6 protein-coding genes are annotated in these 13,063 nt (G+C 61.4%); 2 read left to right on the top strand and 4 right to left on the bottom strand.

Features of this window, described 5'->3' with window-relative positions:
* Window positions 1-633: 633 nt before the first annotated feature.
* From msrA to aceE, 4 genes are all read right to left on the bottom strand, one after another.
* Window positions 634-1,281 (bottom strand): peptide-methionine (S)-S-oxide reductase MsrA, encoded by a 648-nt coding sequence (gene msrA, locus C4J91_RS02290; RefSeq protein WP_124360964.1) that lies wholly within the window; start codon window positions 1,279-1,281, stop codon window positions 634-636.
* Window positions 1,282-1,353: 72 nt separating this feature from the next.
* Entirely contained in the window at window positions 1,354-4,047 is a 2,694-nt protein-coding gene (locus C4J91_RS02295; protein WP_124360965.1) for a bifunctional diguanylate cyclase/phosphodiesterase, read from the bottom strand.
* Window positions 4,048-4,350: 303 nt separating this feature from the next.
* Window positions 4,351-5,994, bottom strand: a complete 1,644-nt coding sequence (gene aceF / locus C4J91_RS02300) for a dihydrolipoyllysine-residue acetyltransferase (protein ID WP_124360966.1) — start codon at window positions 5,992-5,994, stop codon at window positions 4,351-4,353.
* Window positions 5,995-6,005: 11 nt separating this feature from the next.
* Complete coding sequence (gene aceE / locus C4J91_RS02305; protein ID WP_124360967.1) at window positions 6,006-8,651, bottom strand: pyruvate dehydrogenase (acetyl-transferring), homodimeric type; 2,646 nt, start codon at window positions 8,649-8,651, stop codon at window positions 6,006-6,008.
* Window positions 8,652-9,034: 383 nt separating this feature from the next.
* On the opposite strand from aceE, the gene glnE reads away from it, so the two are divergent.
* Window positions 9,035-11,974 (top strand): bifunctional [glutamate--ammonia ligase]-adenylyl-L-tyrosine phosphorylase/[glutamate--ammonia-ligase] adenylyltransferase, encoded by a 2,940-nt coding sequence (glnE, locus tag C4J91_RS02310; RefSeq protein ID WP_124360968.1) that lies wholly within the window; start codon window positions 9,035-9,037, stop codon window positions 11,972-11,974.
* A gap of 54 nt (window positions 11,975-12,028) precedes the next feature.
* Window positions 12,029-13,063, top strand: coding sequence for a lipopolysaccharide heptosyltransferase II (waaF, locus tag C4J91_RS02315; RefSeq protein ID WP_124360969.1), 1,035 nt, complete (start codon window positions 12,029-12,031; stop codon window positions 13,061-13,063).

Below are 13,063 nucleotides of genomic sequence, written 5' to 3' on the forward strand. Positions count from 1 at the left end.
CAAGCCCCCTCCCACATTTTGTTTTGTGTCGTTCTTCAGATCGGGCGGGTCTGTCCGGAAGAGGAATTGCGTGGGTTGGATTGGCTCATCGCTGAATAGCTTTATCTCAAGCCAAACACAAAACCAGTGTGGGAGGGGGCTTGCTCCCGATAGCGGAGTGTCAGTCAGTACATTTGTCACTGATACACCGCATCGGGAGCAAGCCCCCTCCCACATTTTGTTTTGTGTCGTTCTTCAGATCGGGCGGGTCTGTCCGGAAGAGGAATTGCGTGGGTTGGATTGGCTCATCGCTGAATAGCTTTATCTCAAGCCAAACACAAAACCAGTGTGGGAGGGGGCTTGCTCCCGATAGCGGAGTGTCAGTCAGTACATTTGTCACTGATACACCGCATCGGGGCAAGCCCCCTCCCACATTTTGTTTTGTGTCGTTCTTCAGATCGGGCGGGTCTGTCCGGAAGAGGAATTGCGTGGGTTGGATTGGCTCATCGCTGAATAGCTTTATCTCAAGCCAAACACAAAACCAGTGTGGGAGGGGGCTTGCCCCCGATAGCGGAGTGTCAGTCAGTACATCTGTCACTGATACACCGCAATCGGGGGCAAGCCCCCTCCCACATTTTGAGCTGTGTTGCCCCTTTATATCGGGCAGGTCACGCCGGTGCCGCCGATGCCGCAATAACCCTGGGGATTCTTCGCCAGGTACTGCTGGTGATACGCCTCGGCGAAGTAAACCGTCGGTGCTTCGTCGATTTCGGTGGTGATCTCGCCCAGGCCGGCCTTGGTCAGCTCTTGCTGATAAGCCTCGGCACTGGCTTTGGCTGCCGCCAACTGCTCCGGCGTGGTGGCATAGATCACCGAGCGGTATTGGCTGCCGATATCGTTGCCCTGGCGCATGCCCTGGGTCGGGTTGTGCAGTTCCCAGAACATCTTCAGCAAGTCTTCGTATTTCACTTTGGCCTGGTCATACACCACCAGCACCACTTCGCTGTGGCCGGTCAGGCCTGAGCAGACTTCTTCGTAGGTCGGGTTCGGCGTGAAGCCGCCAGCATAGCCGACCACGGTGCTGACCACGCCGTCGCGCTGCCAGAACTTGCGCTCTGCGCCCCAGAAGCAGCCGAGGCCGAAGATCGCAAAACCGACGTCGTCGGTAAACGGGCCCAGCAGCGGGTTGCCGTTGACGAAATGCGTCTCCGGCAGGTTCATCGGGGTTTCACGGCCAGGCAGAGCTTGTTCTTGAGTAGGCAGCACGTTTTTGTTCACCAGAATTTCCGAGCGCAAGACCATGATCAGTCCTCTCGTCAGGTTGATTAGCAGTAAATTGTCAGACAGCCAGTGTGCCCGAGTGTTACAGCGCTGTCAGGCGATTGGCCCGCGTGGGTAGCGTTTAAGCTTCTCCAGCAGCTCTGCGCCGGGGATTGGCCGGTCGAACAGGTAGCCCTGGCCCACGTCGCACCGATGCCGGCGCAGGAACGCCAATTGCGCGGCGGTCTCGATGCCTTCGGCCACCACCTTGAGCTTGAGGTTGTGGGCCATGGCGATGACCGCCGAGGTGATTTCCATGTCGTCCTGGTTAGCCGGGATTTCGTGGATAAAGCTCCGGTCGATCTTAATGATGTCGATGGGGAATTTTTTCAAGTAGCTCAGCGACGAATAACCGGTGCCGAAGTCGTCCATGGCCAGGGTCAGGCCAAAGCTCTTCAGTTGGTCCAGTTGCAGGCGCGTGTCTTCGGTGGCCTCCAGCAGCAGGCCTTCGGTCAGCTCCAGCTCCAGGAGATTGGCCGGCAGCTGTTCTTCCTTGAGAATCGTGGCGATCGAGGCCACCAGGTCCGGGTCGGAAAACTGTTTGGGCGACAGATTGATCGCGACCTGCAGATTACCCAGGCCCGCCGCCGTCAACTGCCGACTCATGCGGCACGCCTGGCGCGCGATCCATTTGCCGATGGGGATGATCAAGCCGGTCTCTTCGGCCACGCTGATGAACTGGTCGGGGCGGATCATGCCCTTTTCCGGATGGTTCCAGCGCAACAACGCTTCCATACCCAACAGGCGGCCACTGCGCAGGCACAGCTTGGGCTGGTAGAACACATCAAGCTCGTTCTGGGTCAGGGCGCGGCGCAGGTTGTTTTCCACAAACAGTTTGTAGCTCGCTTCGGCATTCAGGGCTTCGGTAAACACCTGCACCTGGTGTTTGCCGTTGGCCTTGGCCTTGTGCAGGGCCAAACCGGCGTTGCGCATCAGGGTCTGCGGGTCGCGGCCGTGCAGCGGTGCGCAGGCCAGGCCTACGGAGCCGGTCACGCTGATCAATTGGTTGTCGACGAACATCGGCTTGTCGAGGGTGGCCAGCAACTGGCTGGCGACCTGCTGGCCGGTCTCCAGGTCGGCATCGTCCAGCAACACCGCAAACTCGTTACTGGCAAAGCGCGCCAGGCTGCCGCCGCTGCTCAGGCTGTTGCGTAGACGACGGGCCAGGCTGATCAGCAGCTTGTCCCCGGTCTGGTGCCCGAGGCTGTCGTTGATGCGCTTGAAGTTGTCGATGTCCACCAGCAGCAGGCTGATCGGGCTGTCGCTGTCGCGGGCAAAGCGCTCGTCGAGGTTGCGGATGAAGGCCGGGCGGTTGCCCAGGTTGGTCAGGTTGTCGGTGTAGGCCAGGCGTTCGATGCGCTGTTGCGCCAGCTTGGTCTGGGTGATGTCTTCGTAGATGCCGATGTAGTGGGTCAACTCACGGTTGTCGCCATACACCTTGGAAATCGACAGCTGGCCCCAGTAGGGTTCGAGGTTTTTGCGTCGGCTTTTGAATTCACCTTGCCAGCTGTTGCTCTTGGCCAGGCTCGACGGCGCATCGAACAGCAACTCGCTGAGGTTCTCCAGGGCCGGCAACTGCGCCAGGCGGTGGCCGTGCACCTCTTCGGCGCTGTATTGGGTGATCGCGGTAAAACTTGGGTTGACGTACTCCACCACGCCATCGCAATTGACCAGCAGAAAGGCGTTGGCACTTTGTTCCACGGCACGCTGGAACAGGTGCAGAGCGCTGGTGGCGGTGCGGCGGTTGTGGTTGTTGATGACCTGGGCGAACTGGTCCGCCAACTCGCCGGCAAAGGCGATTTCATCGGACTGCCAGGCACGCGAACTGCCGCTTTGCTCCAGGCACAGCACGCCGACGACCTGGCCATCCACCCGGATGCTCGCGTCGAGCATGGCGTGGATATCCTTGGCGAACAGGCTTTCGGCCATTTCCCGCGTACGCGGGTCGCGCAGGGCATTGGTGGCATCGATCGCGCGGCTGCTGTGCAGGGCTTCGAGGTAATCGGGGAAGCAACTGGCGTCAATCGCTTCGGGCAAATGGTATTGCTGATCGGCGCGGTGATAAGCCGAAATCGGCACCAGGCGCTGGCCTTCCAGGTTCCAGATGCTGGCGCAATCAATCTGGTAGATGTCGCAGGCGCTGCGGGTGATCAGTTCGGCGGCTTCTTGCAGCGAATTGGGTGTGGTGTAGCGTTGGCGGGCCAGGAGCAGGATCAACTCCTGCTGGGCGCGCACCCGCTCCAGGTGCTGCAGTTGTTCCTGTTGCGCGCGCTGGTTGAGTTCCAGGGCGATTTGCAGGCGGCTGTTCTGGTTTTCCAGGTCGGCGGTCGGCACCGTGGCGGGAATTTCGCTGAACAGGCCATCAACCACCATCAGGTAGCCGCGCAGCAGGTGGCGATTGTGTTGTTTGTAGGCCTCGCCCATTTCCAGCAGGCTCAGCGGGCCATCGTTGGTGTGCAGGGTGTAGCGCACCAGGTAGTGGGGGCTGAGGGTCAGTTGCTGCTGGATCGCGTCGTGCAGTTGATAGCGTGCCTGGGGCTCCATCAGGCTGGCGTACGGCGTGCCGATGAGGGCACAGAGCTCGACCGCCGGCAGGCCGAATTGGCGTTCGCAATTGGGGTCGAGGTAGAGCAGCGCCCAGCTTGCCTCATTAAGCCGCTCGAAACGCAGCATACCGAGGCGCGAAGGCACCGGTAATTGCGTCACTACCTCGGCCGCCGTTCGGGCGACATCGGGTTGGCTTTTCATGGGGGAAACTCGCTTGGAAAAATGCGCACGGCGCCGGGCTCACGCCCTCTTTACTGTTGCCTGCGGCAAGGTTGCATCATGCGGCACGCACTGACAAGAGAGGATGAAGGCTAAGTGCTATAACCCTGTTATCGGCCACGCAGGGCGTTTCTGCAGTCGAAGTGACGGAAGGTGTACAAGCCTGTCCTATGTATACAACAAACGGGCAAAAAAAGCCCCGCCAAGTGGCGGGGTTGAGGTACGAGCGTGGCGCTCGGAAATCGGTGCGGCAAAGGCCTCCCACTCAGGGGAGGCCGCTGCGGCTTACAGCAGGATGGTGCGGATGTCGTTCAGCAGCTGGCTCAGGCGCTGGGTGAAGCGTGCCGCCGCCGCGCCGTTGATCACGCGGTGATCGTAGGACAGCGACAGTGGCAGCATCAGCTTGGGCTGGAACGCTTTACCGTCCCAGACTGGCTGGATAGTTGCCTTGGACACACCCAGGATCGCCACTTCCGGCGCGTTGACGATTGGCGTGAAGCCAGTACCGCCAATATGCCCGAGGCTGGAGATGGTGAAGCACGCGCCCTGCATGTCGTCCGGGGTGAGCTTCTTGTCGCGGGCCTTGGCGGCCAACGCAGCAGCCTCGGCAGCCAGTTGCAGCAGGCTCTTCTGGTCGACGTTCTTGATGACCGGTACCAGCAGGCCGTCAGGCGTGTCTACCGCAAAGCCGATGTGCACGTACTTCTTGCGAATGATCGCCTTGCCGCTTGGCGCCAGCGAGCTGTTGAAGTCCGGCAGTTCCTTGAGCAGATGCGCACAGGCCTTGAGCAGCAGAGGCAACACGGTCAGTTTCACGCCGGCCTTCTCGGCCACGGCTTTCTGCGCAACGCGGAAAGCTTCCAGGTCGGTGATATCGGCCTGGTCGAACTGAGTCACGTGCGGGATGTTCAGCCAGCTCGCGTGCAGACCTGCCGCGCCGATTTGCATCAGGCGGGTCATCGGCACTTCTTCGATTTCGCCGAAACGGCTGAAATCCACGGTGCGGATCGGCGGAATGCCCGAGCCACCGGTAGCGCCGCCGGCAGCTGGTGCTTCCTTGGCTTTCTGCATCATGGCCTTGACGTAGGCCTGCACGTCTTCCTTCAGTACACGGCCGTGAGGGCCGCTGGCCGAGACGGCGCCCAGCTCGACACCAAACTCACGGGCCAGCTGACGCACGGCAGGGCCGGCATGAACCTTGGCACCGCTTGGCGCGGGTGCGGCGGCAGCAGGAGCCGGTGCAGCTTCGGCTTTGGCAGCAGGCGCAGGCGCGGCAGCGGCCGGAGCAGCTTCAGCCTTGGCCGCAGCCGGAGCGGCAGCCGGTGCCGGAGCAGCAGGCGCAGCGCCCTGTACTTTCAGCTTGAGAATGAAATCGCCAGTGCCGACTTCGTCTTCCAGCTTGACCGCAATGCTTTCCACCACGCCGGCAGCCGGCGATGGGATCTCCATGGAGGCCTTGTCGGACTCCAGGGTGATCAGCGACTGGTCGGCTTCGACGGTGTCGCCGACCTTGACCAGCAGCTCGATGATCTTGGCCTTGCCCGACGAGCCAATGTCCGGGACATGGATGTCCTGGACGGTGGCGGCGGCAGGTGCAGCGGCCGGGGCTGGAGCAGCCTCGGCAGCAGCAGGCTTTTCAGCAGCCGGCGCAGGTGCAGCGGCAGCAGGAGCCGCCGCCGGGGCCGCATCAGCGGCACCTTCGATTTCCAGCTCCAGCAGTTCGTCGCCTTCTTTCAGGCGGTCGCCCAGCTTCACTTTCAGGCTTTTGACCACGCCGGCCTTGGGAGCAGGGATTTCCATGCTCGCCTTGTCCGACTCCAGGGTCAGGATGCTCTGGTCGGCTTCGACGGTGTCGCCAACCTTCACAAACAGCTCGATTACTTCACCTTCACCGCTGCCGATGTCAGGTACGCGAATGAGTTCGCTCACAAAAAATCTCCTCAGCAGTCCAGTGGGTTGCGTTTTTCCGGGTTGATCCCGAACTTGACGATGGCGTCAGCCACCACCTTGGGTTCGATCTCACCACGGTCAGCCAAGGCTTCCAGGGCTGCCAACACCACGAAGTGACGGTCGACTTCGAAGAAGTGACGCAGCTTCTTGCGGCTGTCACTGCGGCCGAAACCGTCGGTGCCCAGGACTTTGAATTCCTTGGACGGGACCCACTGGCGAATTTGTTCAGCAAACAGTTTCATGTAGTCGGTAGAGGCGATGACTGGACCCTTACGGCCGGCCAGGCACTCTTCGACATAGCTCAGTGCAGGCTTCTGACCCGGGTGCAGACGATTGCTGCGCTCCACGGCCAAGCCGTCGCGACGCAGTTCGTTGAAGCTGGTAACGCTCCACACGTCGGCGCCGACGTTGAACTCGTCACGCAGGATCTTCGCCGCTTCACGCACTTCGCGCAGGATGGTGCCGGAGCCCATCAGCTGTACGTGGTGCGCCGCTTCCTTGGTGTCTTCTTCGAGCAGGTACATGCCCTTGATGATGCCTTCCTCGACACCGGCCGGCATGGCTGGCTGCTGGTAGGACTCGTTCATCACGGTGATGTAGTAGAAAACGTCCTGCTGCTCTTCGGTCATCTTCTTCATGCCGTCCTGGATGATCACCGCCAGCTCATAGCCGTAGGTTGGATCAAAGGTGCGGCAGTTCGGGATGGTGGCAGCCAGGATGTGGCTGTGACCGTCTTCGTGTTGCAGGCCTTCGCCGTTGAGCGTGGTACGCCCGGCGGTACCGCCGATCAGGAAGCCACGGGTACGGCTGTCGCCTGCGGCCCAAGCCAGGTCGCCAATGCGCTGGAAGCCGAACATCGAGTAGAAGATGTAGAACGGCAGCATCGGCTGGTTGTGGCTGGAGTACGAAGTACCGGCAGCGATGAAGGAGCTCATGGCGCCCGCTTCGTTGATGCCTTCTTCGAGGATCTGGCCCTTCTTGTCTTCCTTGTAGAACATCACCTGGTCTTTATCGACTGGCTCGTAGAGCTGGCCGACGGAGGAGTAGATGCCCAACTGACGGAACATGCCTTCCATACCGAAGGTACGGGCTTCGTCCGGGATGATCGGCACGATACGCGAGCCGATTTCCTTGTCCTTGACCAGCTGCGCGAGAATCCGCACGAAGGCCATGGTGGTGGAGATTTCGCGGTCGCCCGAGCCGTCCAGGATAGCCTTGAGGGTATCGAGTGGCGGCGTCGGGATGCTCATGCTCTTGGCGCGGCGTTGCGGCACGAAACCGCCCAGTGCAGTGCGACGCTCGCTGAGGTAGCGGGCTTCGGCGCTGTTCGGCTCAGGCTTGAAGAACGGCAGGTTCTCCAGCTCTTCGTCCTTGACCGGGATGTCGAAGCGGTCGCGGAACAGCTTCAGGCTGTCAACGTCGACTTTCTTGGTGTTGTGCGCGGTGTTCTTCGCTTCGCCGGCACCGGTGCCATAACCCTTGATGGTCTTGGCCAGGATGACGGTCGGTTGCTCTTTGTGGTTGACCGCTTCGTGGTACGCCGCGTAGACCTTGTACGGGTCGTGGCCGCCACGGTTGAGCTTCCAGATCTCGTCGTCGGACAGATCAGCAACCATCGCCTTGAGTTCAGGCGTGTTGAAGAAGTGTTCACGCACGAACGCGCCGTCTTTTGCTTTGTAGTTCTGGTACTCGCCGTCGATGACTTCGTCCATGCGACGTTGCAGGATACCGTCGACGTCCTTGGCCAGCAGCGGGTCCCAGAAACGGCCCCAGATGACTTTGGTCACGTTCCAATGCGCACCGCGGAACACGCCTTCGAGTTCCTGGATGATCTTGCCGTTGCCGCGAACCGGGCCGTCGAGGCGCTGCAGGTTGCAGTTGATGACGAAGATCAGGTTGTCCAGCTTCTCGCGGCCGGCCAGGGAGATGGCGCCCAGGGATTCCGGCTCGTCGCACTCGCCGTCGCCCAGGAAGCACCAGACTTTCTGCTTGCCTTCGGGAATGAAGCCACGGGCTTCCAGGTACTTCATGAAGCGTGCCTGGTAGATCGCCTGGATCGGGCCCAGGCCCATGGATACCGTCGGGAACTGCCAGAAATCAGGCATCAGCCAAGGGTGCGGATAGGACGACAGGCCCTGACCGTCGACTTCCTGGCGGAAGTTGTTCATTTGCTCTTCGCTGATGCGACCTTCCATGAACGCACGGGCGTAGACGCCTGGCGAGGTGTGGCCCTGGAAGTAGATCAGGTCGCCGCCGTGTTCGTCGGTCGGGGCCTGGAAGAAGTAGTTGAAGCCGATGTCATACAGGGTTGCGCTGGAGGCGAAGCTGGAGATGTGACCGCCCAGGTCCGAATCCTTCAAGTTCGTGCGCATTACCATCGCCATGGCGTTCCAACGTACCAGCGAGCGAATGCGGCGTTCCATGAACAGGTCGCCAGGCATGCGTGCTTCGTGGGTAACGGGGATGGTGTTGCGGTATGGCGTGGTGATGGCGTAAGGCAATTGCGAGCCGCTGCGGGTCGCGAGTTCCCCCATACGGGTCATCAGGTAGTGAGCACGGTCTTCGCCTTCTTTGTCGAGAACCGATTCCAGGGCGTCCAGCCATTCCTGGGTTTCGACGGGATCGAGGTCTTGCATGGCTTGCTCCAGGGCGGAAAGGCTACCAGAATCGGTTGCCTGAAGTTTGCGACTGGCCTTGTGGGCAGACGACATAAATTCTTGGATGGCCGAAGGTTGCTTCGGCGTCCTGTAGTTTTACTACAAATCGTCGGCCATTTCAGCCTTTCGAATGTATATACGAGTAGTAAAACTACACAAGACTGAGCGTATGGCTCGGTCTGGCTGGTGAGCATAATCGTTATTGTTGGTCTATTGCGAACAAGAAAAGGTGAAAGTTTGATGTTGCCTGCCAAGATTAATTTAATTTCAGCTATTTCTAACTTTTGTTCGACAGTCCTTCATCGAGCATGGCTCCTGCGTTCACAACTACACGCCAATTACACGCCGATCAAGGATAGACCATGAGCCTTCCAACGCTGGCCGAACTGCCGGCCATTCTCTTGCCTTACGCCAGCCGGGCCGAGCAGTCATTTCGTGACGCGGTGGCCGCGCTGGATGACGATCATGGCCTTTCTGGCTGGACGCCGCAACGGTGGGCCGACTTCGCGCGAGTGTGCGCCGCCAGTGATTTTGTCATTGAACAGAGCGTGCGTGACCCTTTGATGTTGCTTGAGTTGGTGGCCTGGGGCGAGCTCGACCGAGGGTTTGCGCCGGGTGAGCTGTGCGGGCAGATTGCCGGTGCCGTGCAACAGGCCGAAACAGAAGACGAAATGGGCCGCGTGCTGCGCCGCCAGCGGAAGCGCCAGCAGGTGCGCATCATCTGGCGCGACCTGACCCGCCAGGCGGATCTGGTGCAAACCTGCCGCGACCTCTCCGACATGGCCGACGCCTGTATCGACCAGGCCTACCAATGGCTGTACCAGCGCCATTGCGTGCAGTTCGGCACGCCAACCGGGCGGCGCAGCGGCGAGGCGCAGCACATGGTCATCCTTGGCATGGGCAAACTCGGGGCGGTGGAGCTGAACCTGTCGTCGGATATCGACCTGATCTTCGCCTACCCCGAAGGCGGCGAGACGGTGGGGGTCAAGCGCTCCCTGGATAACCAGGAGTTTTTCATTCGCCTGGGTCAAAAATTGATCAAGGCCCTCGACCCGATGACGGTCGACGGTTTCGTGTTCCGCGTCGACATGCGCCTGCGTCCCTACGGTTCGGCCGGCGCGCTGGTACTGAGCTTCAACGCGCTGGAGCAGTACTATCAGGACCAAGGCCGTGACTGGGAGCGTTACGCCATGATCAAGGCCCGCGTCGTCGCCGGTGACCAATTGGCCGGCGCGCAGTTGCTCGACATGCTGCGCCCGTTCGTCTATCGCCGTTACCTGGACTTTTCGGCCATCGAAGCGCTGCGCACCATGAAGCAACTGATCCAGCAGGAAGTAAGGCGCAAGGGCATGGCCGAGAATATCAAGCTGGGTTCGGGCGGTATTCGTGAGGTGGAATTTATCGCCCAGGCGTTCCAGCTGATCCACGGTGGCCGCGATCTCAGCCTGCAGCAACGTCCGCTATTGAATGTGCTGGGCACCCTGGAGGGCCAGGGTTACTTGCCGGCCGCCGTGATCAGTGAGTTGCGCAATGGCTACGAGTTTTTGCGCTACACCGAACACGCGATCCAGGCGATCGCCGACCGCCAGACCCAAATGCTCCCGGACAGCCCGGAAGACCAGGCGCGTATCGCCTTCATGCTCGGTTTTACCGACTGGGCCGCGTTCCACGAACGCCTGATGTATTGGCGTGGACGGGTGGACTGGCACTTCCGCCAGGTGATTGCCGACCCTGATGAAGAAGAGGGCGAAGAAAGCGAACTGGTCGTCGGCGGGGAATGGTTGCCGCTGTGGGAAGAATCCCAAGATGACGCCGCCGCTTGCCGCCAGTTGAGCGAAGGCGGCTTCACCGATGCGCCCAAGGCCCTCAAGGCCCTGGCTGGCTTGCGCGGCAGTCCGCAGTTGCGCGCCATGCAGCGCCTCGGCCGCGAGCGGCTGGATGCGTTTATTCCGCGCTTGCTGGCCCAGGCTGTCGAGCACGCCAACCCGGACCTGGTATTGGAGCGCGTATTGCCGCTGGTCGAGGCGGTCGCCCGTCGTTCGGCTTACCTGGTGCTGCTCACTGAAAACCCCGACGCCCTGCGCCGTCTGCTGACCCTGTGCGCTGCGAGCCCGTGGATCGCCGAGCAGATCACGCGTTTCCCGCTGTTGCTCGATGAACTGCTCAACGAAGGGCGCCTGTTCAAGCCGCCGTTGGCGCCGGAGCTGGCCGCCGAGTTGCGCGAGCGCCTCACGCGTATCCCCGAAGACGACCTCGAGCAGCAGATGGAAGCCCTGCGCCATTTCAAGCTGGCGCACCGTCTGCGGGTGGCCGCGTCGGAAATCGCCGGCAGCCTGCCATTGATGAAAGTCAGCGACTACCTCACCTGGCTGGCCGAAGCCATTCTCGAGCAGGTGCTGGCCCTGGCCTGGCGCCAGACCGTTGCCCGCCACGGCTCGCCGCAACGGCTGGACGGCAGCCTGTGCGATCCTGGGTTCATCATTGTCGGTTATGGGAAAGTCGGCGGTATCGAATTGGGGCATGGTTCGGACCTGGACCTGGTGTTTATCCACGACGGCGACCCGCAGGCCGAGACTGACGGTGCCAAGCCGATCGACGGTGCGCAGTTCTTCACGCGCCTGGGCCAGCGCATCATTCACTTGCTGACCACCCAGACCAACTCCGGCCAACTGTATGAGGTGGACATGCGCCTGCGGCCTTCAGGTGCGTCCGGGTTGCTGGTGAGTTCACTGGGCGCGTTCGACCGCTATCAACAAAATGAAGCCTGGACCTGGGAGCATCAGGCGCTGATTCGCGCGCGGGTATTAGTCGGCAGCCAGGATGTGGGCCAGGCGTTCGAGCAGGTCCGCGCCAAGGTATTGGGGCGTGAACGGGACTTGGCGAAGCTGCGCCAGGAGGTCAGCGAGATGCGCGCCAAGATGCGTGACAACCTGGGGACCAGGAGCACAGCGGCCGGTATGGGCGCCAATGCCTTCGAAGCCACGGCGCTGTTCGACCTCAAGCAGGACGCCGGAGGTATCGTCGATATTGAATTTATGGTGCAATACGCCGCTTTGGCGTGGTCTGCGCAACATCCATCGTTGCTGCGCTACACCGACAATATCCGCATTCTGGAAGGCCTGGAGCAGGTCGGGCTGATGCCCGCCGCCGATGCCCATTTGTTGCGGGAGGTGTATAAGGCGTACCGCTCCGCCGCGCACCGCCAAGCCTTGCAGAACGAGGCGGGCACGGTGGCCGGGGACCAATTTGCAGACGAGCGGCGCCAGGTGATGCGAATCTGGCAGGCGCTCGGTTTGAGCTGAAACACTATTAGGGCGGGGAGGCATAAGCCTCCCCGCATCGTTTGTGGAAACTACATGAATATTCTGATCGTTGGGCCCAGTTGGGTCGGTGACATGGTGATGGCACAGACACTGTTCCAGTGCCTGCGGCTGCGCTATCCGGACTGCCAGATCGACGTGCTCGCCCCTGAGTGGAGCCGGCCGATCCTCGAGCGCATGCCCCAGGTGCGCAAGGCCTTGAGCTTTCCGCTCGGCCATGGCGCGCTGGAATTGGCGACCCGTCGGCGCATCGGCAAAGCCATGGCCGGCCAGTACGACCAGGCGATCCTGTTGCCCAACTCGCTGAAGTCGGCGCTGGTGCCGTTTTTTGCCGGCATTCCCAAGCGTACCGGCTGGCGCGGCGAGTTTCGCTATGTGTTGCTTAACGATGTTCGCTCCCTGGACAAGGCGCGCTACCCGTTGATGATCGAGCGTTTCATGGCCCTGGCCTACGAACCCGGCGCCGAGCTGCCCACGCCGTATCCGCGCCCCAGCTTGCAGATCGACCCGCTGACCCGTGATGCGGCGCTGGCCAAGTTCGGCCTGGCGCTGGACCGCCCGGTATTGGCCTTGTGCCCGGGCGCCGAGTTCGGCGAGTCCAAGCGCTGGCCGTCGGAACACTACGCCAAGGTCGCCGAGACCAAGATCCGCGAAGGCTGGCAGGTGTGGCTGTTTGGCTCGAAAAACGATCATTCGGTGGGTGAGGATATTCGCCAGCGCCTGATTCCGGGCCTGCGCGAAGAGGCGGTGAACCTCAGTGGCGAGACGTCCCTGGCCGAAGCCATCGACTTGCTGTCATGCGCCGACGCGGTGGTGTCCAACGACTCCGGCCTGATGCACGTCGCCGCTGCGCTGAATCGCCCGTTGGTGGCGGTGTACGGCTCGACGTCCCCAGGGTTCACGCCACCCTTGGCCGACCAGGTCGAAGTGGTGCGCCTGGGCCTGGATTGCAGCCCCTGTTTTGAGCGCACCTGCCGTTTCGGCCACTACAACTGCCTGCGCCAATTGCTGCCGCAGCCGGTAACCGATGCCTTGCAGCGGTTGCAGGGCGACGTGGTCGAGGTTCACTGA

The organism is Pseudomonas sp. R3-52-08 (assembly GCF_003851745.1).
Classification (GTDB): Bacteria; Pseudomonadota; Gammaproteobacteria; order Pseudomonadales; family Pseudomonadaceae; genus Aquipseudomonas.

What these genes read in the sequence shown, in the direction of transcription:
- aceE (WP_124360967.1), bottom strand. Translation starts at nt 8,651, where the DNA reads ATGCAAGACCTCGATCCCGTCGAAACCCAGGAATGGCTGGACGCCCTG.
- waaF (WP_124360969.1), top strand. Translation starts at nt 12,029, where the DNA reads ATGAATATTCTGATCGTTGGGCCCAGTTGGGTCGGTGACATGGTGATG.
- glnE (WP_124360968.1), top strand. Translation starts at nt 9,035, where the DNA reads ATGAGCCTTCCAACGCTGGCCGAACTGCCGGCCATTCTCTTGCCTTAC.
- C4J91_RS02295 (WP_124360965.1), bottom strand. Translation starts at nt 4,047, where the DNA reads ATGAAAAGCCAACCCGATGTCGCCCGAACGGCGGCCGAGGTAGTGACG.
- msrA (WP_124360964.1), bottom strand. Translation starts at nt 1,281, where the DNA reads ATGGTCTTGCGCTCGGAAATTCTGGTGAACAAAAACGTGCTGCCTACT.